Origin of the sequence: Micromonospora endophytica, assembly GCF_003236305.1 — a bacterium.
GTDB classification, from domain to species: domain Bacteria; phylum Actinomycetota; class Actinomycetes; order Mycobacteriales; family Micromonosporaceae; genus Micromonospora; species Micromonospora endophytica.
In genome coordinates this window covers 1-24414 of sequence record NZ_POTX01000071.1, presented here as the reverse complement: position 1 = coordinate 24414, position 24414 = coordinate 1, and the positions used below count along the sequence as shown (strand labels likewise).

Below are 24414 nucleotides of genomic sequence, written 5' to 3'. Positions count from 1 at the left end.
GGCGAGGACTCCCCCACCGACCACCACCCCGGCCCGGACCATGCCGGTGCGCAGGCCGGTGGCGGCGGCCATGCCCGGGTCGGCGACGACCGCCCGCACCACCGCCCCGACGCGGGACCGCTCGACGAACCAGAACAGCCCCACCACCACCGCGAGGCCGACGGCGATGAACCCCAGCCGGTAGACCGGGTACTGGTAATCGCCCAGGCTGACCGACCCGGCGACCGCCCGGGGCGGGTCGACCGACCGCGGCTCGGCACCGAACACGGTGCTGAACAGATCGCCGGCGATGTAGGCGACGCCGAGGGTCGCCAGCACCTGATCCAGCGGCCGATCGGTCAGCGGGCGCACCGCGGCGGCAAGGCCCGCTCCCCCGAGTACGCCCACCACCACCGCAGCCGCGAGGGTGAGGGCGAGGCCGGTCCACCCGCCGTCGGCGAGGTGCCAGGCGAGGTAGGCGCCAGCGAGGTAAAGGGTGCCGTGGGCCATGCTGAACACCCCGGCCACGCCGACGATCAACGTCATCCCGGCGGCGATGACGAACAGCAGCAACCCGTACGCGACGCCATCCAACGCGGTGATCGTGTAGGGATTGACGATTCCGTCCACGGCACTCCTTCCTTCCTCGCTGCGGGTCTGCCGGTCAGGCGGTGGTGGGGCGGCGGCCGACGGTGGTGTGCATCAGGTAGCCCGACAGCATCAGCTCCGGGTCCATCAACACCTGCCGCAGTTCGGTCAGCTCCTCGCGGGTCATCCCGGCGTCGAGTAGCTGCGCCTCACGCTGGATGGAGTTGGAGCGGTGCAGCAGACAGATACCGGTGCCGCCGCGCCACGACCGGGACTCGATGCGACTGTCCACATCGACCAGGCCAGCGCGCAGCATCGCCTCCGGTGCCCGCTTGGCCCACCCCATGTCCGCCCCCCGCGACTCGCCGAAGGAGAGCAGGGCGTCCTGGAAGCGTTCGATCAGTGCCGTAGCGCGAGGGCTGGGGCTGGCGCGGATCATGTCGCGCCAGGTGCAGTCCCAGTCCGCCACCACCAACACCCCACCCGGTGCCAGAGCCTGCACCACCTGGGTGAGAACCTGCTCGCGTTCAGGCAGGTGCATCAGCACCAGCCGCGCCACGATCGCCTGCTGCGACCCCTCCAACTCCATGTCCCGGATGTCTCCGGCCCGAACGGTCACGGTGGAACTGGCGGTGATGTGGCGGGGGTCGAGGTCCACGGCGGTGACATGCCCGCCGCCTGGGGCGACCTGGTCGGCCAGCCAAGTGGTCAGGGTGCCTGCCCCCGCGCCGATGTCCGTGACCGTCCAGCCCGGCCCGATACCCAGCTCGAAAAGGGTCCGGCGGGTGCCCGGGTCGAGAATGTCGCCGAGGTGGCGCAGTTGGTGGGCGGCTTCGTCGGTGGTGTTGTCGAACATGTAGCCGGCGGCCTGCCTGCCGGCGGTGGTCGTAGTCACTGGCGTCTGCCTCTCTGTGTTCAGGAGCCGAGGGTGGTCAGGGTCTGCACGGTGCGGTTGACCCACACCTGCCCGTCCTGGGCGACCTCGCGCAGGTAGTACGCCTGCACCGGGGTGTGATTCGTCTGCCCGAACTGCCAGGCGCCTCGAGGCGAGTCGATGGCGCCGACCCGCGACAGCGCCGCCGTCAGCGACCGCGACGTCAGCTCACCGCTCGACCCGCCCGTGTCGGTGGCCGGCGCGGCCGGGCTGACCGTCGTGGAGCTGCTGGGTTCCGGCGACCCAGTGGTGGCAGGTGTGGTCGCCGGGGTATCGGAGTGGGCGAGCGCTTCGGCGATGGCCTTGTCCAGCACGAGCGCCGCGTCCCAGGCACAAACGTGGTAGATGTTCGGCAGTTTCCCGTCGTTGGCCGCCGTGTAGCGGCGCACGAAGTCCCGGTTGGCCGCGTTGTCGAGGGTGGTGCTGTAGTTCAGGGCGGTGTAGATGCCCTTGGCCTGCTCCCCCAACGCCGCCAACGGGGCGCCTTCGGTGAGGAACCCGGAGGCGTACAGCGGGATGTTGACGCCGTACTGCCGGTACTGCTTGACGAACTCGATCGCCGACGCCCCGGCGTAGAAGGTGTAGACCGCCGCCGGGGCCGCCTGCATGATCTGGGTGAGGTATGGGGAGAACTCGCTGGTCGGGGCCGGCGTCCACGGCGTCCACGTCGGTTTGCCGCCGGGGTTGGCGAGCTGACCGCCGGCCTTACGGAACGCGTCGACGAAGCCGTTGATCTGGTCGTGGCCGCCGATGTAGTCGGGGCCAATCACCCACACCCGCCCCTGTCCCACCTTGTCGCGCAGATAGCTGGCGATTGACGCGCCGGTCTCCTGGCTCAGCCACGACGTCGACCACAGGTAGGTGGCATCCTCGACGGTAGAGGGTCGGCCGCCGATACCGATCAGCGGCACGTTCGGTTCGATCAGTAGCGGGTACAGGGTCTGCACCGTGTCCGCGGTCGCCCCACCGACCAGGGCGAGGACCTTGTCCTGCTCGATAAGCTTGCGCGCCGCCGCCAGAGCGGTGGCCTTGCCGTCGCCCTCGTCGGCCTCGATGACCCGCACCGGTCGGCCCCCGAGCCGGCCGCCGAGCTTGTCCAGGGCAAGACGCCAGCCGGCGGCCTGGTCGTCGCCGATCGCCTTGTAGGGGCCGGACTTTGGCACGATCAAACCGATACGGATCTCCTCGCCGCCCGTGTCCGAGCCGCCCAGGCTGGACCCGGAGCATCCGGAGACAGCGAGCAGCAGGACGGCGACGGCGGTGGCGATCGTCAGTCGCCACCGAGATCGGCCGGTGGTCTGGTTAGGGGTCACAGAAGTCCTCTCGTCGATGGGTTCGTTTGAGGGATGCGCAGGTGCTGGTCGGCGTGTGCGGGGGCGATCAGGTTGCTCTTCGCGTTCACAGGTGATGCCGGCGGTATCACCTGTGAGTGGCGGCCGGTGTGTTCGGTGGTGATGAGGTGATCCAGAACGGCAAGGACGGAGGCGGGCTCGGTGGCGTCGCAGGTCAGCACCGGCACGTGCGACGCGACCCGCAGGGCCTCCCGGATTTCGCGACGGTTGCGGGCACCGCCGAGCGGCCGGTTGATCGCGACCAGATACGGCAGCCCGCAGGCGTCGAGCCAGTCCAGCGCCGGATACGAAGCCGGCAGCCGGGTGGTGTCGACCAGCACCACGGCACCGCGGGCACCAGCAGTCAGCTGGTCCCACATCCACCACCAGCGCCGCTGATCGGGGGTGGTGCGCAGCGCGATGGTGACACGGCCCGGCAGCGTGGCGTAGCCGATCTCCCACACGCTGCCCGGCTGGCCCGCCAGCACCGCGTGGCCTCGGCTGGCGGCCCGCAGGAAGCAGGTTTTTCCTACTCCCGAGCCGCCGGTCACCAAGACCCTGAGCACCGAGGCCCGGCCGTCGGTCGCGCCGGTGTCCCTGTCCACGCTCATCACCGCCCGCACGTGAGTCAGCCGGCTGCGCGCGGTCCCGGCTTGACCTGCTCCCCGATGCGGGCTGCGAGTGCCGCCAGTTCGTAGGCGACCTGGGACGGGTCACATTCGGTGCGGGCCAGGGCCGCCAGGGAGGTTCCGTCAGGCACCTGCTGCACCACGAGGATGCCGTCGTGCATCATCAGCATCTGGAACTGCACGCCGCCGGTTTCCAGCAGTTCCGTGGCGCCTCGGGCCAGACTGACCAGACCAGACCAGACACGATCGCAGCGAGCTGGTCACCCCGGTCACCGTCCAGACCGGCGGTGCTGGCCAGCAGCAGCCCGTCACCGGACACCGCGACGACGTGCGCCACGGCCGGAATGTGCCGGGCCAAGCCATCCAGAACGACCGAGAGTTGGGGATTGCGGGGTATAGCAGTGGCGACGCTCATCAGCGTTCTCCTGTCGAGAGGGAAGGGGTAGCAGACGCGGCCCGCAGGCCGCGTAATGTGCCGGCGACCTGCGCCCGGATCGCCGCAGGATCAATCGGCGCGGAAGACTCGGAGCCGGTGCGCTGCGTCGGCAACCCACCCGGCACCACGTGCGCCTGCGGGCGGCGCCGAGGCAGACCGGACGCGGTACACCCGTCAGTGGCCGGCTCAGCGGTGGACGCCGCGACCTGCCAGCCCGCGTCGGCCGCAGTCCGAAACCCACCGTGGCCGTCGTCGCTCTGCGGCCACAGCCACGGCGACCGGGACGCCATCTCTCGGAACACCGGCGTGTCCGCCGGCCGGGCGCTGCCCGCCGGCAACGGCAGCGGCCGTCGTTCTCGGCGCACAAGCGGCAGCTCCATCGTCGCGTCCGCCGCTGGCGCGGCAGGGGACGGATGGGTCGGGCCGGTCCAACCGGTGCCGGTCCGGGGCATCGGTGGGACCGCAGAGAGCACTGCGGCGGGAGCCGGGGCGGGCGTCGGCGTAGGGGTCGGCCGGACCTGTCGCTGGACCTGGCTGGGCACGACGACCTGACGTACGTGCATCCGGGTCACGTACTCGGCCGGCACGGTCACCTCGGCCGTGATACCGGTCGGCCGGGTCTGGTTCAGTCGCACCCGCACCCCGAACTCGGCAGCGAGGCGGGAGATCACGACCAAACCCATCTGATCGGTGACCGCGACCTCCACCTCCGGACTCCGCAGCAGTGCGTTGGCGCGTTCTAGCTGCTCGGGGGCCAACCCGAGGCCCGAGTCGACGATGAGGACCTGCACGTTGCGCCCGGCCCACACCGCGAACACCCGCACCTGATGGGCGGAGAACCGGGTCGCGTTGTCCAGCAGCTCCGCCAGGATCGACTTGACCGCGTCGACCGCACGGGCGTCGATCTCGACCTCGACCAGCCGCTCCACGCTGATCCGGGCGAAATGCTCGGTCTCCGACAACGCCGCGTTGATGAGGTCGCCGAGCTCCACCGGCTGTCGCTGCACCTGGCCTGGGCCGCCACCGGCGACGATCAGCAGGTTCGCGCCGTAGCGGCGCAGGCGAGTCGCCTGCTGGTCAGCGGCGAACACCCTGGCCAGCCGGTCCGGGTCCTCCTCGTCGCGTTCGAGATTGTCGATGCTGCCCAGCAGCTGCTCCGTCAGCGCCTGCACCCGCCGCCCGATCGACGTGATCATCGCGCTCACCAAGGCCCGGCCTCGCGCCTGATCCACCGTCGCGTCCACCGCCGAGCGCAGAACCTCGTTGAAGGCGTCTGCGACCCGGCCCACCTCATCCCGGCCGACCACCGGCACCGAGACCCCGTCAGCGCCCTCGGCCAACCGCTGCGCCTCCGCGGGGCCCGAGGTCGCCCGCAGTCGTCCGACCAGGCCCGGCAGTTCGACGTCCGTGACCCGCCGTGCGCCCTGCTCCAACAGCGACAGTTGGCCGACCAGCGACCGTGCCACCCGCAGCGCGGTCAGCACCGCGACCGCCAGCATCACCGTCAGCACACTGGCCTGCACCACCGCAGCACGAACCTGTTCCATCCACAGGTCGTCAGCGGCAACCCCAATGTCGCCATTCACCGTCGCCTGCACCTGGGCCAGCAGCTCCGCTCGGGCGGTCATCACCCGGCTCCACTGCTCCGCACCGCCCGCCAGCCGCACCGGCTCATACACGCCGGTGCCTGACACCGCCCCGTCCAACCGCACAGCGGCCAGCACGTCCGGCCCGGTCAACGTCCGACCCAACCGCGCCTGCCACGACGGCCGCGCCAGACCGTCGAACTCACGCAACGCCTCGTCCTGCGCAGACCGGGCCGCAACGACCTCGGCATGCAGCGCCGGAGTCAACCGCCGCGCCGCCACCGCCTGCAACACCGCCACCTGCTGCTGACCCACCGACTCCCGAGCCCGCGACAACGCCGCCGACGCCCGCATCTCATCAGAGAGCTGAGGAGTCACCCCGCTCTGCGCGACTGCGGGCAGCAGATCGTCAAGATCAGCGACGATTCCCCGATAACCGAAGGCCACCGCCGACAACGACACCGGACCGTCACCACGCACCCGCTGGCGCTGCGCTTCCAACTCCGCCAAACCGGCGTCCACCCTGGCCAGCACCACCTGCACGGACTCCGGGGGTTCATCAAGCCGGTCACGCTGTTCGCGGAACCGCGATACTGCTCGATCCGTGTCCTGGACCGCACGCTCGAAATCCGCAGGAGTGACTGTCGAGCCAGGCAGCAGCAGACCCACCGCAGCGATCCGCTCGACCTGGAGCCGCTGCGTCACCTCCGCAGCGGTCCCACCCGCGATAAACATGTCACCGGCCCGCTGGGCTGCTCCAGCCTCTCTAGCTGAGGCCCAGAGACCGAACCCCGCCGAGAGCACCGCAGCCAGCACGGTGGGCACTACGATCAGTGCCGCCTTGATCCGGACGGGAAGGTCCGCCAACGGACGTACCTTCGCGGCAATGCCTCGTCTCGCAGCGCTGTTCAACCCGTCGCCTTTGCTCTGGTTCTGCTGTTGGTCAAAGTTGCTGCTGAACCTCATGAATCAGCTGATCGTCGCCAAAGTCGGTTCGCAGGCAGCGCAGCGAAGAGAGCCACCGCACCGGCCACACCACCTTCGGGACGACCGGTAGGTGACCATCCCGGCCAACCAGCCGAAAGACAGACTGACCAGGACTGCAATCGTCAGTAGCAACACTGCGGCACCGCCTGTCTGAGTGATCGTCAATTCCGATCGGCAGTCGAGCGCTCAAGCTGAGCCATTAGTCATTTACGGAGATCATGCCGACCAGGAGTTCACGCTGGGAATACCGACCTTCGGTCCGACCTCGCACACCGACTTGCGGTCCGACCAGCATCTGGCCTGGGAAAACAGTGGCGGACCCTCCGTGCCTCAGAGCCATCCAACGGATTGGTGGGGTTACAGTGACCTCACCCGGCCGACTGCACTGTCGACCGGGCTTGCGTGGTCCGTGGAGGCTGCCGGTGAACCGCCCTAGTCCGTACGTCCGCCGACGATGGCTCGGACGCGAAATCCGTCGCCTGCGGGAGGAGCATGGCGTGACGGGCGAGTCGATTGCCCGTGCGTTGCAATTTCCGCGACAGCAAATTAGCGCTTTGGAGAACGGACATCTCGGCCCTGATATCGATCTTGTCAGCGGAATCTGTGACTACCTCGCGGTAGGTGTCAATCGGCGGACCGCGATCATGGACGCCGCGGCCGACGGTTGGGCGCGTGGATGGTGGGTGGCCGAGGCAGAACGGATGGGCATCCGGCAGGCCGTCTACGCCGACCTGGAAAGCGGCACCAAGAACATCGCCGAGTACGCCATTTCGCTGATCCCCGGCCTACTTCAGACGCCAGCGTTCGCCGATGCCCGGCTACGCAGCGAACCCGCCCGTCACGGTGACAGGTTCGAACCTGCCTCCGCAGTCACCGCCCGCGGGCGCCGCCAGAGCCTGGTGCTCGCCGCTGGCGGGCCGCGGTACGAGGCCGTCATCGACGAGATCGCGATCCGACGTTCCGCCGCCGACCCGGTCGTCGTCGCCGAGCAGCTTCGGCACGTCGTCGATGTGTGCGCGCACCATCCATCCGTGACCGTCCAGGTGCTGCCCGTAGACGCGTCGATCAGGGGCCACAGCGCTCCCCGGTCCGCGTACTCGATCTACCGTTATCGCGATCCGCAGAACTCACAGGCCGTCGCGGTCGACACCCTGACTCACGACGTGATCCACACTGATCCAGATGAGCTGGATCCCTATTTGAGCCTGCACGGCCGGCTCAAGGCCGCCGCGCTCTCACCCGAATCGAGTATTCGTCTCCTCCGCGCCGCGGCGGAGCGCCTGGCACCTACTGAAGGAGTCTCGGTATGACGCACCTGCACACCTGGCGTAAGTCCAGCTACAGCGACGACGGCAATTGCGTCGAGATTGCCGACACTCATGAACCGGTTCTGGTACGGGACTCGAAGAACGGCGCCGGGCCGGTGCTGCGGTTCCACCCGGAACAATGGCGCGCCTTCACCGAGGCCGTTCGTGATGGCGGGTTCGCATTCCGCTCGTGACGGAGAGGCACAAGCGCCTCTTGCGTCACGACCCCGGGCAGGGCGCGCCCGGTTTTAAAGGGCTCGCGATACCGCGTCCAGTACCAGCGTTGCCGAGACCGGGCTCCCGTCTCGGCGACGCCGCCCGGGACTTCCTTGACTCTGGGTGTGCTCGCCAACCACGACGGCGGCAGCCAGAGACCCCACGCCCACGCGGCAGCGTCTCCGGGCATCCGGCGAGTCCGCTCGCCTATCTGTATCGGTCCGGTCGGTTCTCGGAAGGAGGTGTTGGTGCCTCGTCATCCGGAGACGATGATCGCGCCGAACAGGCTCTTGGCCGAGAGACGTGCCAGTTTGTCATCGCCGCGGCGGCCTGGGCAGCGCATGTCCCGGGCCGAAGTGGCCGATGTGGTCAACGCCGCCCTGGATCGGCTCTACCCGGGCAGGGACCTCGTCGCTCACTACGTCGACCATCGATGGGTGGGCAAGCTGGAACGCGGGGAGCACCGCTGGCCCAGCGAGCAACGGCGCGCCGCTCTCCGACGTGCTCTCGGCGCTACTACTGATGCTGATCTCGGTCTCTACAGCCCACGACGAACGCCGCCCGGTGGCCCCGTTCCAGATGCCGTGAGCCGCCTTGTTCCTGCTCCGACGCGCGTCGACTTCACCGGGCTCCGTGCCTGTCTGGACGCATTCGACGTTCCCCCCGACGGCCCGGTCCGGCCCGCGGATGACCTTCGCGCCGCCGTGAACCAGGTCGTGCGCCTGCGCCTTACCTCGAACTACCACCAGCTCGCGGCCGTTGTCCCCGCCCTACTCGATGAGCTGCACCGCGCGCGACTCACCTGCACCGGCGCACGACACGAGAGCGTCGCCGCCCTGTTGACTCAGGCGTACCGGGCGGCGGACGCTCTTGCGGACAAGTTTGGTCACCACGACCTGTCAGCCCGCATCATCACCATGATGACCAGTACAGCTCAAGACACATCGGACCCAGCAATCATGGCGACGGCCCAGTACGTACGCGGGGAGCTGTTTTTTCACAACGGCCGGCCGGACCTGGGACGGGCGCTGCTGGAGCGGGCCTCAGCCGACATCAGCTCCTGCACGAGCCAAACTGGCCGGGCGGCATATGGTGCCCTGCACATGCGCGCCGCAGTGCTCGCTGGCCTCGCCCAGCGACCATCGCGAGCCTGGGACCATCTACAAGAGGCCGAGGTTCACGCACGGGCGGTGCCTGAGGGCGAATATCACGGCACCGCCTTCGGCCCCTCCTCGGTCCGCATACACAGAATGACCTTCGCCCTCGACTCCGGCGACCCAGACGCCGCCCTGCGCGTGGCTGAGGGCTGGGCCCCACCGACAACCGTTCTCAGCGAACGTCGGTCCCACTTCTACATCGACCTGGCCCGCGCCCACGCTAAGACGGGCTCTCCTGCGCAAGCCCTCGATGCGCTGCTGCACGCAAGGACAGCAGCGCCTGAACACACCCGCATCCACCCTCACGTGCGTCAGGTCCTCACCCTGCTGCGCTCACGAGCATCGACGGACGACCGCCTCTCTGAGTACGCGCGATGGGCATCGGCAGCGGTCGGCTAACCCGGCCGAACCAGACCGGGCAACTGCTCCAACGACTCCAGCACCCAGACACCGTGCTCGGCCATCACGGGGTCGCCAGCCCACAGATGCCCCCAAGGGCCACGCTTGATCAGCACCGACCGCAGCCCAGCAGCCTGAGCAGCTCTCACGTCATAGTCACGGTGGTCACCGACGTACAGGATCTCGTCCGCGCTGCCGCAGGCGAACTCGACAACCCGCGTGAAGAACCGTGGATCCGGTTTGGCAACGCCCCACTCGCCGGACGTCGCGACAGCATCGACCGGCAGCGCCAATTGCCGCAGCAGTTCGGCGGCCCGGCTGGTCTGGTTGCCAGCCACACCAACCCACAACCCGAGTCTTCGCAACTCAGCGAGGGCAGGACGAACGTCCGGATACAGATCAGCCTCGCTGATCATCTCACCGTGACCAGCACGCTCACGGCGCTCACGTTCGACCGAGAGATCGATGCCGGGACGCAGGTACTGAAACGCTTCGGCGTTGTTGCGGCCCTGCGCCACAACGATCCCCACCAAAGCCGACAAGGTATGCCTCGGCACGCGCAGCCAGTCAGCCCACGCCTGGAACTCCCGAGTGTCATCCAGCAGCGTCTCACCGACATCGAACACCACAGACCTGATCACGTACGACACCTCCGGGAAGGGCCAGCGATCTACTCTAAAGGGCTGCCCTCCGGGCGGCACTCCCATCTATGGGAGAGCCATCTGGTGCGGCCCCGGCGGAATGTCTACTCCGTGGACTTCCGCCAAAGCCCTAGCCGACACCAACACGGACCAGCGACCGAACGGAGACACCAGCGGCGCATGCGTAGCCACGACCTGACCCCAGGACGGATGATCGGTGTGGTTTTCGACCACGACGACGAATTCTTCACCGCCCTCGCTGACGCCTGCCGCGCCCACGGCATCAAACAGGGCTACATCCCGATGTTCATCGCCGGCCTGTCCACAGCCAAGATTGTCTATACGTGTCAACGCCTCGACAACCCCGACGCCCCCGTCTGGACGCACGTCGACCTGATCAACGTCGAAGCCCTTGGCGGCGGCACCATCGCCTGGGACGACACCAACCAGAGGATCCTTCCCCATGTCCACCTCACGGCTGGGCTCAAGGAGCACAGCGCGACCGCTCACACCAGCCACCTGCTGGACGCCACCGTCCAATTCCTCACCGAGATGCTCATCATCGAGGTCAGCTCACCGGCCATGCGTCGGTTACCGAACACCGACCTGTACGACGTACCACAACTGCACCTCGGCTGAACGTTCGCAACCCTGACCCACGAGGGAGGTGGAGATGCCGCGCCACCCCGACACCGTCATCACGCCCAACAGGCTGCTCGTCCAGGCCCGCCAACGCCTGACGTCCCCACAACGGCCCGGCCAACACTTGTCCCGAGCCGAGCTGGCCGACGCCATCAACACCGCCCTCGACCACCTCTACCCCGGGCGAAACCTCACCGCCCACTACGTCGACCACAGATGGGTCGGCAAACTCGAACGTGGAGAACACCGCTGGCCCAGCCGCGAACGCCGCACTGCCCTCCGCCACGTGCTCGCCGCCACCACCGACGCCGAACTCGGCCTCTACAGCCCGCGACGCACTCCGGACGCCGTCCGATCCGGCCAGGTCCAGGAGCAGCCGGCTACGCGCCGGCCACTCCACGTCCGCGTCGGTGGCAAACTTCTCGACGGCGATCCAGAGGCATGGCTACATGAACTCGACGAGTTCACGAACCAACCCATGAGAACCTGGCCTCAACTCAGAGGCCAGGTGCAGGAGTACCTCGAAGTCCTCGATGATCTCCAGGGCTGCCACGTTCGACCGCACCTTGCACGGGTCGATGCTCGCTGGTCGGAGTTCATGAGTTGGATCGCCGACAACACCGCCCCGCCCGAAGGTTGGGCGTGGCTTGACCGATCTCACCGGCGCGCGATCGAGGCTGATGACGCCTCGCTTGCCGCCTACACCCTCATGCGTCAGAGCCAACGCGCCCTCGACAACGGCGACGTCCGCGCCGCGATTGCCTTCTCACGCCGCTCCCTGGCACCCAGCTCGGTACCCGCCCGGACTCGCGCGCTGTGCCTTACTCGCATGGCCGAAGCACTGGCTGCCAGCGGCGACGACGAGGCACGTACCGCAATCACGGCGGCCCGACGGGAGCTGCCCGGCGCGGATGCCAACGCAGTCGATGAAGACGACTTCGCCCGACACTGCGACCCGCGCTACATTGCCGCAGTTGACGCCCCCTGCCGGCATTTGCTCGGTGACCCGGCATCCGCCACCGCGATCTTCGAGGAACTCCTCAGCGACCTAGCCGCCATCGCACCGATCGACGCCGGCCTCTGGCACGCCCACCTCGCCGAGTGCTACCTGCACCACGACCCGGAACGCGCTGTCGACCACGGAATGACCGCGCTGCGACTAGCGGACGAGACTGCCTCCTACCGTGTCATCCGCGCTACCCAGCCACTCGCGATAGCGCTGCGCCGGCACAGCGCCCTGCCCTCAGCCCGGGCCTTCATCGACAGGCACCGCACCGCAGTGACAACCCAGTGACAAGATGACCGCATGGACCTCCTGCCGCTTATCACCAGCACCGACGTCGCCGCAAGCGCACCTGAGGTAGCCGTTCTACCCGTCGGCAGCTTCGAGCAGCACGGTTCGTTTCTGCCGCTGACCACCGACACGATCGTCGCCACCGCAATCGCTGCGGCCATCGCGCGACAGCACAACGTCCTGGTCCTGCCGCCGATCACGCTGTCGTGCTCGCACGAGCACGCCGCCTGGGCCGGTACCGTCAGCATCAGCCACCAAACCCTCTCGGCGATCATCGAGGACATTCGGTCCTCGCTCGCCGCGAGCGGAATCACCCGGCTAGCCATCGTCAACGGCCACGGCGGCAACTACGTGCTGTCCAACATCGTGCAGACCGCCAACGCCGTGACGCCCGGCTCGATGACGCTGTTCCCGACCCGCACCGACTGGGCAAAGGCCCGGCAAGACGCGCGCTTGGACAGCGACGCCCACCACGATATGCACGCCGGTGAGCTGGAAGTGTCCATCTTGCTGCACGTACAGCCCCACGCGGTCGGCGAGGACTTCACCGCTGGAGACCACGCCGCAGACGACCGACCGATGCTGCTAGTCCACGGGATGAGCGCGTACACGAAGACGGGCGTCATCGGCCGACCCTCAGCAGGCACCGCAGCCAAGGGCGAAGCCCTGTTGGCAAGCCTCGCGCAGTCGTTCGACGACCATCTTGCCGCCCTGCTGAGCCAGGGGTGACGGAACAGTCCGACACGACCCGCCTGCGAAGGAGGCGAGAATGCCGCGCCACCCCGACACCGTCATCACGCCCAACAGGCTGCTCGTCCAGGCCCGCCAACGCCTGACGTCCCCACAACGGCCCGGCCAACACTTGTCCCGAGCCGAGCTGGCCGACGCCATCAACACCGCCCTCGACCACCTCTACCCCGGGCGAAACCTCACCGCCCACTACGTCGACCACAGATGGGTCGGCAAACTCGAACGTGGAGAACACCGCTGGCCCAGCCGCGAACGCCGCACTGCCCTCCGCCACGTGCTCGCCGCCACCACCGACGCCGAACTCGGCCTCTACAGCCCGCGACGCACCGAAAGCCGCGCGATCCCCGATCGCCGGCAAGTAACGGCTGCATGGTTCGGCAAGCTGCCAGGCGACCTTACGCAGCTTCCGGGACCGTGGACGTCCGAACGCGGATTACAGGCACCGACCAGGATCGAGTCACCTCATGTCGAGGCGCTTCAACGCAGCATCGCCTTGTTCGAAGAGTGGGACCACCAGCACGGTGGCGGACTCGCTCGCGCCGCGATGGCCGGACAGCTCGAATGGGCCTGTCTGGTCGCCCGTCAAGCGTCAGCCACCGAAACGGTACGCCGAACCTGGCTGGCGACGGCAGCCCGACTTGCTGACCTTGCCGGATGGGCGTGCTTCGATTCAGGTGATGCACCGGCGACCACCCAGCGGTACCTCGTTATGGCCATGCAGTTGGCCACCGAAGCCGAGGACGTTCAGCAACGGGCACACACCGCCACCACATTGGGCCGGCATCTCACGTACGTCGGGCAGGTCTCGGACGCTCTTGATGTGATTGGCCTTGTTCACTCGGATTGGCGCGGCATTCCCCCACTGGGACGTGCGGCGGTTCGGATCGTGGAGGCTCGCGCCTATGCAAAAAGCCACGATTCGCAGGCGTGCATCCGCGCGGTCGCTCAATGCGATGAGGAGTTCGCGGCCAGTGGGTTGGATGGGGCAGAAGATCCGGTTTGGGGCTACTACGCCGATGCCGGCCAGATTCTCGGTGACGCCGGCCATGCCCTGTTCGACATCGCCATGGCCACCCATGACCGCCAACAGATGGCCATGACTATCAGTCGGTTGCAGTCGGCGTACTCCTATCATCCAATGGGAGCTGCTAGATCGCGGGCTCTCACCATGATTAGGATTGCCTGCCTCCAGGTACGCAACGGTAACTTCGCCAGCGGGTTGAACTCGGTACGGGCTGGCTTGACTGACGCGCGGGGCGTTCACTCCAGCCGGCTGCGCGATGACCTTCGCGTACTTGATTCCGTCCTCGCAAACTCCGACCCGGAGCCGAGCCTTGCAGGTGAGCTCGCGGCAGCGCGGGCGCACGTAGCCGAGTGTGTGCGCCAGGTCTAGTAGCCCGTCCAGCCGGCGGGAGCGGTTCCGTCTCGCAACGTGGCGATGCGATGCCTCAGCTGGCACTGTCGTTGCGGATCGTTGTCCGCTGACTGAGCCAGCCATAAAGTCATCCGCAGCATGCGAATCAGCCGCAGCACCGGCCACGACGGGCTAAGGCGGACATCGAATCCATACGTCTGAACGAACTCGACGTACTGTGTTGCGGAGAACCATCCACACTCGTAGTAGAGGGCCGTCAGAGTCAAATCCCATTCCGGCGGTCCAATACACACCGTCTCCAGATCCACGAATGCCTCTCGGCCGTCGGCCGTCACCAGGAGATTCTCCATATGCGCGTCGCCGTGCAGCACCCCTTCACCGAGCGTGAATTTCGTCGTTGCCCACCGAGCCGAGAGGTCACCCCGGAATTGGCGAAGAAATAGACGGTCGTGGACATCGAGGCCAGCGCCCGCCTCTAGCCGCTCTTCGAACTTGTCAAACGGCGACAAGTAGGGCAACAGATCTGTCGGGACGGCAACAGCGTGTACCCGACGCAGGCATCTGGCGAGGGTGACCAAGTCGGCCGGCCGGCTATCGGGAAGATACTCCCACAGCGACACCACGTATTGCCCAACGATGATTGGCTCCGGCCGTGCGGGGTGCACGACAGGCACTTGTCGCGAGGCCAGCCATGCAGCGACCTCGATTTCCCGACGGGGGTTGCTGTCCTTCGCCGCCCTTGGTAGCACCCGCGCCAGCACACCGGCGCTTGGCAGCAGGACCACACCGTTCTCGCCGACGCGCACCACGGTGGCGTCGTGAGCCGATAGGCCCGCTCCGGTGGCTGCCGACGTCACCGCGTCGATCGCCTCTTCCGCACGCACCCGACCATCCTCCCCTCGGCGTGGCCGAACCAACTCGATGACTCCCCGGCCGGCCTCGGCGTACCTGCTCTAGGCTCATGCGTTCTAGGTATGGCAGGCAGTGCTCGCTCGACCCCGGCTGCGGCAGCAGCGCATCAGCGCATGCCCGGCTGTGCGATGTCGGCTCGTCCAAAAGACGGCTTGGGCCGGCGAAGGCGAACACGCACACCCGTGCTACCGGGCGAGATATCAGCCAGCTCGAAACCCGCTGGCGTGAGGTCTGCGGTGGCTGCCGCGATGCCCCCCGTCGGTCGGGCTCTTTCGATGGCGACCACGATCTCATCGACGCAGTCAAGGTCGTCGTGGAGCTCGCCGGCATGATGGGCTCCAACGGCCAGGATGGTTCGCGAGCCGGTGGCGTAGCAGGCCGACAGCCACGGTCGGAGATCAGCGCTCAGGTCGTCGGGCAGCGTGAAGTGTTCGGGCGCGTGACCGCCGGGGACGCCCTCCTCGATTGTCTTGTCGCTGAGCACGAGGTCTGTCCTACTTCGCAGATCCGCGGTTAGTTGCTCGTTGACAGGCTGGCTGTCCTGATTGTCGTAGGCGTAGGTCCAGATCAGGTAGGGACGGCGGCGGCGGGTGGCGGCGAGCCAGGGGCCGAGGACGGTGAGGGTCTCGTCGGGCAGCACGTTGGTCTCGACGTCGATGCCGTGGGCGGTGAGCATGGCGGCGCCGCCGTCGCCTCGGGAGGTCGGGTCGAGGACGCTGATGACGACTCGGGCGATGCCGGCGTTGATGAGTTCCTGGCGGCAGGCCGGGGTGACGCCGATGTGGTTGCAGGGTTCGAGTGTGACGACGGCGGTGCCGCCTCGCGCTGCGGCGCCCGCTGTGCTGAGCGCGTTCACTTCGGCGTGGGCTTCTCCTTTGCGGCGGTGATAGCCGGCGCCGACAACGTCACCATGGCGATCGAGGATGACGCAGCCGACGGGCGGGTTTGGGCTCGTGGTGCCCAAGCCGAACGACGATAGTGTGATCGCTTGCCGCATCGCGGCCAACTCGACGTCGGATGCCATCAGGTGTCCTTCTTGAGGCCATCTAGGAAGGCGCGGACTTCTGGCAGTTGCTGGTGTCCGCTGACTGCGGTGCCGAGGTGCGCGAGTTGATGCAGGATTCGTCGTGATCCCGCCCGGCGCGCGATCGGCAAGGCGCGGTGTGCCGTCGCCGCAGCCTGGTCGGGTTGGTTCGCTGCGGCATGGGCCATCGCCTTGTTCAGCAGGGCGGCGGCGAAGTCCTGGCGATGCCGCCGTGGAATCGTAGGGAGAGCTTCGTCGATGACGTCGATTGCCTCCTGTGGCCGCTGCGCCAGCCGAAGACACGCCCCGCGGTGCACTTCGATGTAGCCGCTGGTGCAGTAGGAGCCGTGCTCGCCCTCTGGCTTTCCCGGGTGACGGTCCGCTGCCCAGCGATGCGCGGCGTCCAGCAGGCGCAGCGCCGCGCGGTGTTCGCCTGTGGCGGCGAGGGAGTGCGCGTGCTGGACACGCAGCGCCGCCCGCATCGGTCCGGGAAGCTTCTGGTCGTAGAGCAGCGCCGCTTCGGCCTGCTCGACGGCCTGGGCGGGGTGTCCGCTGGTCAACCATTGTTGGCTGCTGCGGTAGGTGGCCCAGGCGGTCATGGTCGGGTCAGCGATCTGGCCTGCCCAGGCGAGAGCCTGTCGTGTCCGGCGGTGGCCTGCGGCGTGGTCGTTGAGGGATTGATGCAGCCATGCCGCGGATTCGGCATACTGGGCGGCGAGGCGGATGACGGCGGGGCGAAGCGCTTGGGGCACCTCGTTCGGAAGGCCCTCGATCGCCGTCAATTGTCTGATGACGCCCATCAGCGCGTACTCGGGGCCGAACATCTTGTCGTTCTGCACCAGGAGATGCCACTGTTCGCGCAACAGGTGGATGGTCTCGTCCCAACTGCCTGGTCGGGGCTCGATCGTCTCGTCGATGACGCCTGTTCCATCGCTTCGTCGAGGGCTGTAGAGATCGAGATCGGCATCGGTGGCGGCGCCAAGTACCTGACGCAGCGCTGCTCGCCGCGCTTGGCTGGGCCAGCGATGCTCGCCACGCTCCAGCTTGCCGAGCCAACGGAAGTCGACGTAATGGGCGGTGACGTCACGGCCCACGTAAATCCGGTCGAGCGCCGCGTTGACCGCATCGGCCAGCTCACTGCGGGACATGCACTGGCCAGGACGCATCGGCGAGGACAGGCGATGCCGGGCCTCAATGAGCGCGGTGTTCGGCCTGATCGTGGTGTCCGGATGACGAGGCACCGACTTCCCCTCTACCCAGCATGCCGACCTCTGCCGACTATGCCACCGGTTGTCTAGATCATCCAGCTCTCACGCTGTCACACCTCGTAGCGACACGAATCACCGTGAAGTCGGACCGCAAGTCGGTATTCCCCTGATGTTCACGATGAGTGATCGTGTGTGGCGTACTTGGTGAGGTTCCGGCAAGGACCTTCCCATTCTCCGATCACTGCCACGGAGAGCAACGTCGCTGCTCGACGCACGGCGGTAGTCAATCAAGTAGCTGAGGTGGGAACACATGACGACCACAAGCGATCAGCGTGTCCAGGATCCCGCGGTGTTACGTGCGGCGATGGTGTCGGAGTTGCGCGAGGACACCATCGCGTCGGAGGCCGTGGCCGCTGCATTCTCGGTCGTGCCCCGTCACCTGTTCGCACCCGGCGAGCCGCTGGAGGTGGTGTACGAGGCGAACACTCCGTTGGTGACGAAGACCGGTCCGGATGGCACGGCGCTCAGCTCCGTCTCGGCGGCGCACATCCAGGCGGTGATGCTGGAGCAGGCCGAGATCGAGCCGGGGATGCGGGTGCTGGAGATCGGGTCGGGTGGGTACAACGCGGCCTTGATCGCGGAACTCGTCGGTGCCGAGGGTTCGGTGACGTCGGTGGACATCGACCCGGAGATCGCTGCTAGGGCCCGTGTCTGCCTGCGGTCGGCCGGCTATGAGCGGGTGCGGGTGTTGCAGGCCGACGCCGAGTACGGCGTGGCGGAGCATGCGCCGTATGACCGCATCATCGTCACGGTGGGTGCGTGGGACATCCCGCCGGCTTGGATCGAGCAGCTGTCGGAGCGAGGCCGGATCGTCGTGCCGTTGCGGTTCGCCGGGCTGTCGCGGTGTATCGCGTTCGATCGGTCTGGGCCCGGGCTGGTGAGCCACAGTTATTGCCTTGGTGGGTTTGTGCCGATGCAGGGCGAGGGCACGTTCACCGAGACGGTGGTACCGATCAACGGTGAGGCGACCCTGCGCCTCGACGGTCCGGATTCGGGCTTCGACGTGCCGGCGCTGCGTAAGGCCATGCACGGGCCGAAGATCGAGCGGTGGTCCGGGGCGGCCTTCGACCTGCCCGACGAGCTGGAGCTGTTCGTGGTGACGAGCGCTCCGCAGGTGCCGTTTCTATATGCCAGTCAACAGCTCGTGGACCACGGGGTGTTCACCCCGGCGGTGACGTACGGCGCTGCCGTACTAGTCGAGGGTGGCAGTTTCGCGTACCGGACCAAACGCGAGAACGAGGACACCGGCGGGTGGGAGAGCGGTGTCTTCGCGTACGGGGCGCGCGCCGAGGCGGTCGCCGGGCGGTACGTGGGGCTGTTGCGGCGCTGGGCGGCGCAGTACCGCCGCCGCGGTGCCGCGCGCATCGAGTACATCCCCACCGGTGGGGACGGGGCCGCCCCGGTGGGGTGGTACGCGCCGAAGCGCCACGGCGTCGTCGCGGTGTCCTGGCCCTGACAGCTGCCGGCGTCCCGCCCCGGGGCGCTGGAGGTATCACAACCCCTCGAAGGAGGCTGTCGTGTCGATCATGACCGAGCGGAGGACTGTTTCAACGGCGCCAACACCCGCAGACGGGATGACCGGCGAGTTCGGTCCGGATGACTGGGAGCTGGACGTCACGTTCGTCGAGTCCGGCGAGAGCGTCGACAAGCTGATCTACATGACCAACGACGGGTGCGGCAAGACCTGCCAGTCGGCGTGTAGCACCACCTGCCCGAAGTAGGCCGAGATCCAGGGGCGTCTGGCCGCGCGGTAGTTGCCGTGTGGTCAGACGCCTCGCCCGTGAGGGAGGACGCGTGTACCGACATCTGGACGCCGTGATGGTGCGTGTCGCGGTGTGCGCTCCAGATCGTTTGCCTGTCGGATGGCCGGATCTGACCGGGTCGGGGGCTGGCGCGGCGTCGTGGCGGCCGTGGTTGCGGCAGGTCCTCGCGGTGCCAGAGTTCGCCGCCTCGCTGGAGCAAGCCAGCCCGGTACTCATCGAACGCGTTCGCGCGGTCTGCGGTGGCCGGACGATGGGTGAGCGTGAGAGGCGGCGAGTGGTGGTGTCGGTCTTGCGATACCTGCTGCGGGCCTGCGGGCGGGCAACGCCATACGGGCTGTTCGCCGGGGTCGCCACCGCCCGCCTGGCGCCGACCACAGCGGTACGGGTCGGTGACGGGCACCTAGCGGTGGCGCGGGTACGTGCCCAGTGGTTGGCCGGCCTGGTCGACCGCATCGAGTCCGATCCGATGGTTAGGCCGTACCTGACCGTTCGCGCCAACAACCTGCTGACCTGTCGCGACGGCCGCATCGTGCTGGGTTACCGTCCCCACCAGGCTCCGGGCGAGGCGCTCACCCAGGTGCATGTGCGCGCTACCGGTCCGGTCCGTGCCGCGCTGGCTGCGGCGAGGGATCCGATCCGGCTCAACGATCTGGCGGACAAGCTCGCCACCGATCATGCTGTCGCCACCAGCACAGTGCGTGCGCTGTTGGCGAAGATGGTGTCGCAGCGGCTCCTGCTGACCGCGCTACGGCCACCGACCACGTCCACCGACCCGCTGTCCGCCGTCATGACAGGACTCGACCAGGTGTTGGCCGACGTCGACGACAACAGCGTTGGCCACGACGCACTCGTCCATGCACGGTCCACGCGCGACGGGCTGCGCGCCCTGATCAAGCAAGTCACACGACACAACGCGACCCCGAGCGGGGCCACCGGGCAGCATCGTGACCGGCTTGCCACGACGATGGCTGCTCTGCATCCCGCAGACGAGCCACCGGTGGCGGTCGATCTGCGGCTGGACGTCGACCTACGGCTTCCCGACGCTGTCGCGGTGGAGGCCGCAGCAGCCGCTGGCGTACTCGTGCGCCTCGCCGCTGTCGAACGGGCGGGATGGGCGGCGTGGCACCGCCGTTTCCTGGAACGCTACGGGCCGCACGCGCTGGTCCCGGTCCGCGACGTGGTGGACGCCGATGTCGGCCTCGGGTTCCCCGCCGGCTACCAGGATGCCCCGCCCGCGCCACCGGTGGCCCTGACCGAGCGGGATCGGAAGCTGCTGGCCCTGGCTCAGGGGGCGGCGCTACGGCGTCAGCGCGAGGTCGTACTCGACGACGCCTTGATCCGCAGCCTGTCCGGAGGGGTTCCGATCACCCGGGTGCAGCCCAGCACTGAGATGACCGTCAGTGTTCAGGCCCGCACCGCTCAGGACCTCGATGAGGGCGAGTTCCGGCTCGCGGTCGTCGGCGTGTCCCGCAACGCGGGCACCACCACCGGCCGGTTCCTCGACCTCTTCGGCCCAACGGACCGGCAGCGAATCGCCGGACAGTACGCGGCTGTGCCCACGGCAACTCGCGGTGCGTTGCTCGCGCAGGTGTCGGCGGTGACCCCGTACACGATCACCGAGGACGTCGCCCGCGCCCCGCAGATGATGCCGCACGCCATCACGCTCGGGGAGTACCACGACAACGCCTCCGGGCGGATTGCGGTGGACGACATCGCGGTCACCGCCGACGCCGACCGCGTGTATCTGGTGTCGGTGTCCCGGCGTTGTGTGGTGGAGCCGGTCGTGCTCAACGCTGTCGAGCAGACGTACTACACCCTGCCGATCGTGCGGTTCCTCGCCGAAGCTCCCGTCGCCTTCACCGTGCCGTGTAGTGCCGTCGATTGGGGTGCCGCGAACGATCTGCCGTTCCTGCCCGCCCTGCGCTACCGGCGGACCATCCTGTCGCCAGCGCGCTGGCTGTTACCAGCCAGCACCCTGCCCGCCCCCGACGCCGCCTGGGGAGAGTGGACCCAGGGCCTCACCTCGTGGCGTGACGCGGTCGCCTGCCCGCAGACGGTGTACCTCGGTGATGGCGACCAGCGCATCAGCCTGGACCTGGCCGCGCCCGCGCACCAGGCATTGCTCCGCGATTACCTGAACCGCCGGCCGACAGCGCTGCTGCGGGCCGCACCACCACCGGACGCCGCCGAGTGGATCGGCGGCCATGCACACGAGGTCGTCATTCCCCTCGCGGCCACGGGCGATCCGGCGCCCCCGCCGCGGCTACTCGCCACCACACCGGTGGTGAACGTCCGCGAGCACGGGCATCTTCCCGGCACGGACGGTCGCCTCTACCTCAAGCTGTACGGTCACCCGGACCGGCAGACCGCCATCCTCACCCGGCACTTACCGACCCTTCTGAACCGGCTCGGCCCTCACGCCCGGTGGTGGTTCCTCCGCTACGGCGACCCCGACCCACACCTGCGTCTGCGACTCACCGGCGGGTCCCTCGATGGTCTGGTGGGCGAGTGGGCCCAGCACCTTCGCCGCGCTGGCCTGGTCGCCCGGGTGCAGGTCGACACCGACTACCCGGAGACGGCCCGCTTCGGCGGACCCACCGCCACCACCACAGTCGAGAAGGTGTTCGCCGCCGACTCGGCGGCTGCCCTCACGCAACTTACCGTCAGCGACCGCCACCAGGAAACCGATGTCCGTGCGGTGACCGCCGCGAGCTTGGTGGACATCACCACCGCCTTCATCGGCGACACGGTCGGAGGTTTGCGATGGCTGATCGACCACATCCGCCCGCACCAGCCCGCCCCGCCCCGCGAGGTCTACCAGCGTGCCGTCCAGCTGGCTAACCCCGACCAGTCCGGCCTGGCAGAGCTGTCGGGCGGTGAAGAACTCCGCGCCCGGTGGGGCCTTCGCCGCCAAGCCCTGTCCGCCTACCGCGACACCCTACGAACCCTCCCGGACGGCCCCGACAGCCTGCTGCCCGACCTCCTGCATCTGCACCACACCCGCATGATCGGACCTGACCCGGACAGCGAACGCATCTGCCTGCACCTGGCCCGCGCCGCCGCGCTGAGCTGGACCACCCGCGCACGGAGCCACCCATGACCAGACCACACCCGGCCGCGCTGGCGGCGGCCACGGCAACCGCCGAGGCGCTAGCCGACCCGCGAGCTATCCACCGCGAGTCCTTGGATAGGCGGGCCAGGCCACAGTCCCTCGCCGGCGGCGCGGTCGGCATCGCCCTCCTGCACATCGAACGCGCCCGCGCCGGCCGCGGCGACGACGCTGCTGCCCACGCCTGGCTGAAACTCGCCGCCTCCCAGCCCATCAGCGCCGGCGGCAACGCCAACCTGTTCCACGGCGCGCCTGCCCTCGGCTTCGCCCTGCACGCCGCCGGCACCACCCAGTACCGGCGCACTCTGTCCGCGATCGACGACACCACGATCGCGCTCACCCGCACCCGGCTGGCCGCCGCCCACGCCCGCATCGACCGCGACGAACCACTACTGATGCGCGAGTTCGACCTGATCCACGGCCTGACCGGACTCGGCGTCTACCACCTGCACCGCCACCCCGCTCACCCCATCACCCGCGACGTGCTCGGCTACCTAGTCCGCCTCACCCACCACCGCCCGAGCAGCACCGGTCCCGAAGGGTTGCCGCCGTGGTGGATGTCTGTGGGATTGTCCGGCGAGCCCCACCCAGACCATCCGCACGGGCACGGCAACATCGGCGTCGCCCACGGCATCAACGCCGTCATCGCGCTGCTGTCCCTCGCCGTCCTGCACAACCTGCACGACGTCGGCATCCACGACGCACTCGCCCGGCTCTGCGCCTGGACCGACGAATGGCGCCGAGACGACAGCACGGGTGCCTGGTGGCCCGGCTACCTCACCATCGACCACGTCCGCCGCCTCGCACCACCCCAACGCCCCCGACCCTCCTGGTGCTACGGCATCGCTGGCACCGCCCGGGCCCAACAACTAGCCGGCATCGCCCTCGATGACACCACCCGCCAAATAACAGCGGAACACGCGATGCTCGCCGCGCTGCGCGATCCCAGCCAACGCGCGCTGCTCCCCGAAATCGGCCTGTGCCATGGGAAAGCCGGCCTGCTCCAGTCCGCCTTTCGCATGGCCGTCGACGCTCGCAGCCCCGCCCTGGTCGCCGAACTGCCCGACCTCGCAGCTCATCTCGCCACCCAACTGACTCAGAACATGACCGACCCCGAGCTCATGGACGGAGCCGCCGGAGCCGCCCTCGCACTGCACGCCGTCGGCACCAGCGCCACGCCCGCATCCGCCTGGGACGCAGTCCTCCTCCTGGCCTGACCGCCCCCGCCCACTATGCAAGGACGGCCGTGATACCCCCACCCTGGCTTCAGATCACCATCGAACTATCCGACCCCGTCCAGGCCGACGACATCGCCGTCGCTCACCTGGTGCCCATGCTCACCGAGGCGGAGGCCGAGAAGCTCATCACCGCATGGTTCTTCATCCGCAAGACACCCCAATGGCGGCTGCGCTACCTCCCCGCCACCATGCAGGCGCGAACCCACCTGCTCGACCGCTTACACACACTCGAACGCGACCAGCTCATCGCCACAGCGGTCGAAGTCGTGTACGAGCCGGAAACCCGCGCCTTCGGTGGCACCCCGGCGATGACCGTGGCGCACCGGCTGTGGCACGCCGACAGCCGACACGTCCTGGACTACCTCGCCACTACCGCAGCAGACCCCACCGCCCGGCACCGGCGAGAACTCGCGATCCTGCTCACCAGCACGCTGCTACGCGCCGCCGGTCTGGACTGGTACGAACAAGGCGACGTCTGGAACAAGGTCGCCAACCACCGACCACCACCCGACGCACCCGACCCCAACACCATCCCGGCACTGCACGCCGCCCTTCGAAAGCTGATGGGCACCGACCTCACCACCGTCACCACGCCAAGTACGCCCAGGGCCGCCGCTGCCGGCTGGGCCGCAGCGTACGCCGCCGCCGGCCACGACCTGGCTCACCTCGCCGCCGCAGGTCGACTCCATCGCGGGCTACGCGACGTCATGGCACACCACATCATCTTCGCGATGAACAGGCTCGGCCTATCCGCCACCACCCAAGCCATCCTTGCCACCAACGCCGCCACCGCCATCTTCGGCCCCGACCCCACCACCCAGCCCACGACCCGAAACCCCTGCCGCACAC

21 protein-coding genes and 1 pseudogene are annotated in these 24414 nt (G+C 68.2%); 12 read left to right on the top strand and 10 right to left on the bottom strand.

Going from position 1 to position 24414, the window contains the following annotated elements:
* The 6 genes and pseudogenes from C1I93_RS13155 to C1I93_RS13130 form a co-directional block, all read right to left on the bottom strand.
* On the bottom strand, nt 1–609 hold a 609-nt coding region (locus C1I93_RS13155), incomplete at its 3' end, for a branched-chain amino acid ABC transporter permease (protein ID WP_111243549.1).
* Nucleotides 610–643: 34 nt separating this feature from the next.
* Nucleotides 644–1423: a class I SAM-dependent methyltransferase gene (locus C1I93_RS13150; RefSeq protein ID WP_111243552.1), complete on the bottom strand. Its 780-nt coding sequence runs from the start codon at nt 1421–1423 to the stop codon at nt 644–646.
* A 59-nt stretch (nt 1424–1482) separates the two neighbouring features.
* Nucleotides 1483–2814, bottom strand: coding sequence for an ABC transporter substrate-binding protein (locus tag C1I93_RS13145; RefSeq protein ID WP_111243548.1), 1332 nt, complete (start codon nt 2812–2814; stop codon nt 1483–1485).
* On the bottom strand, nt 2811–3383 hold the full coding sequence (locus C1I93_RS13140) for a hypothetical protein (RefSeq protein ID WP_223256707.1): 573 nt from the start codon (nt 3381–3383) through the stop codon (nt 2811–2813). Before C1I93_RS13140 ends, C1I93_RS13145 begins: the two co-directional genes overlap by 4 nt.
* Nucleotides 3384–3460: 77 nt before the next feature.
* Nucleotides 3461–3858 (bottom strand): annotated as a pseudogene (locus C1I93_RS13135) (roadblock/LC7 domain-containing protein).
* Between the two features lie 17 nt (nt 3859–3875).
* Complete coding sequence (locus tag C1I93_RS13130; protein ID WP_111243547.1) at nt 3876–6449, bottom strand: sensor histidine kinase; 2574 nt, start codon at nt 6447–6449, stop codon at nt 3876–3878.
* 383 nt (nt 6450–6832) lie between these two features.
* On the opposite strand from C1I93_RS13130, the gene C1I93_RS13125 reads away from it, so the two are divergent.
* From C1I93_RS13125 to C1I93_RS13115, 3 genes are all read left to right on the top strand, one after another.
* Nucleotides 6833–7780 (top strand): helix-turn-helix domain-containing protein, encoded by a 948-nt coding sequence (locus tag C1I93_RS13125; RefSeq protein ID WP_309148198.1) that lies wholly within the window; start codon nt 6833–6835, stop codon nt 7778–7780.
* Nucleotides 7777–7971 (top strand): DUF397 domain-containing protein, encoded by a 195-nt coding sequence (locus tag C1I93_RS13120; RefSeq protein ID WP_111243545.1) that lies wholly within the window; start codon nt 7777–7779, stop codon nt 7969–7971. Before C1I93_RS13125 ends, C1I93_RS13120 begins: the two co-directional genes overlap by 4 nt.
* A 270-nt stretch (nt 7972–8241) precedes the next feature.
* Nucleotides 8242–9549: a tetratricopeptide repeat protein gene (locus C1I93_RS13115; RefSeq protein WP_146603494.1), complete on the top strand. Its 1308-nt coding sequence runs from the start codon at nt 8242–8244 to the stop codon at nt 9547–9549.
* On the opposite strand, the gene C1I93_RS13110 is transcribed toward C1I93_RS13115, so the two are convergent.
* Nucleotides 9546–10190, bottom strand: coding sequence for an HAD family hydrolase (locus C1I93_RS13110; protein WP_111243551.1), 645 nt, complete (start codon nt 10188–10190; stop codon nt 9546–9548). The two genes, C1I93_RS13115 and C1I93_RS13110, sit on opposite strands and share 4 nt — an antisense overlap.
* Nucleotides 10191–10370: 180 nt before the next feature.
* On the opposite strand from C1I93_RS13110, the gene C1I93_RS13105 reads away from it, so the two are divergent.
* From C1I93_RS13105 to C1I93_RS31185, 4 genes are all read left to right on the top strand, one after another.
* Entirely contained in the window at nt 10371–10829 is a 459-nt protein-coding gene (locus tag C1I93_RS13105) for a PPC domain-containing DNA-binding protein (RefSeq protein ID WP_111243543.1), read from the top strand.
* A 289-nt stretch (nt 10830–11118) separates the two neighbouring features.
* The gene (locus tag C1I93_RS13100; RefSeq protein WP_146603493.1) at nt 11119–12126 is read left to right on the top strand and encodes an NsdA family TPR-like regulatory protein; all 1008 of its coding nucleotides are present in this window, start codon (nt 11119–11121) and stop codon (nt 12124–12126) included.
* A 12-nt stretch (nt 12127–12138) separates the two neighbouring features.
* Complete coding sequence (locus C1I93_RS13095; protein ID WP_111243541.1) at nt 12139–12855, top strand: creatininase family protein; 717 nt, start codon at nt 12139–12141, stop codon at nt 12853–12855.
* Nucleotides 12856–12895: 40 nt separating this feature from the next.
* A complete protein-coding gene (locus C1I93_RS31185) occupies nt 12896–14269 on the top strand; it encodes an NsdA family TPR-like regulatory protein (protein ID WP_146603492.1) in 1374 nt (457 codons plus the stop codon).
* Here the strand turns inward: C1I93_RS31185 and C1I93_RS13085 are convergent.
* From C1I93_RS13085 to C1I93_RS31570, 3 genes are all read right to left on the bottom strand, one after another.
* Nucleotides 14266–15135: a phosphotransferase enzyme family protein gene (locus tag C1I93_RS13085; protein WP_111243539.1), complete on the bottom strand. Its 870-nt coding sequence runs from the start codon at nt 15133–15135 to the stop codon at nt 14266–14268. The genes C1I93_RS31185 and C1I93_RS13085 overlap by 4 nt on opposite strands.
* A gap of 134 nt (nt 15136–15269) precedes the next feature.
* Nucleotides 15270–16187 (bottom strand): bifunctional diaminohydroxyphosphoribosylaminopyrimidine deaminase/5-amino-6-(5-phosphoribosylamino)uracil reductase RibD, encoded by a 918-nt coding sequence (gene ribD, locus C1I93_RS31575; protein ID WP_181445154.1) that lies wholly within the window; start codon nt 16185–16187, stop codon nt 15270–15272.
* The gene (locus C1I93_RS31570; protein ID WP_181445153.1) at nt 16187–17428 is read right to left on the bottom strand and encodes an NsdA family TPR-like regulatory protein; all 1242 of its coding nucleotides are present in this window, start codon (nt 17426–17428) and stop codon (nt 16187–16189) included. Before C1I93_RS31570 ends, ribD begins: the two co-directional genes overlap by 1 nt.
* A gap of 277 nt (nt 17429–17705) precedes the next feature.
* On the opposite strand from C1I93_RS31570, the gene fxlM reads away from it, so the two are divergent.
* From fxlM to C1I93_RS13055, 5 genes are all read left to right on the top strand, one after another.
* Entirely contained in the window at nt 17706–18911 is a 1206-nt protein-coding gene (gene fxlM, locus C1I93_RS13075; RefSeq protein WP_111243538.1) for a methyltransferase, FxLD system, read from the top strand.
* A 118-nt stretch (nt 18912–19029) separates the two neighbouring features.
* A complete protein-coding gene (locus C1I93_RS13070) occupies nt 19030–19176 on the top strand; it encodes an FxLD family lanthipeptide (protein WP_220039573.1) in 147 nt (48 codons plus the stop codon).
* A 97-nt stretch (nt 19177–19273) separates the two neighbouring features.
* The gene (locus tag C1I93_RS13065; protein WP_223256708.1) at nt 19274–22318 is read left to right on the top strand and encodes a lantibiotic dehydratase; all 3045 of its coding nucleotides are present in this window, start codon (nt 19274–19276) and stop codon (nt 22316–22318) included.
* Nucleotides 22315–23544: a lanthionine synthetase C family protein gene (locus C1I93_RS13060; RefSeq protein ID WP_111243535.1), complete on the top strand. Its 1230-nt coding sequence runs from the start codon at nt 22315–22317 to the stop codon at nt 23542–23544. Before C1I93_RS13065 ends, C1I93_RS13060 begins: the two co-directional genes overlap by 4 nt.
* A gap of 29 nt (nt 23545–23573) precedes the next feature.
* Nucleotides 23574–24414, top strand: an 841-nt coding sequence (locus C1I93_RS13055; RefSeq protein WP_111243534.1) for a thiopeptide-type bacteriocin biosynthesis protein, incomplete at its 3' end; no start/stop codon positions are given.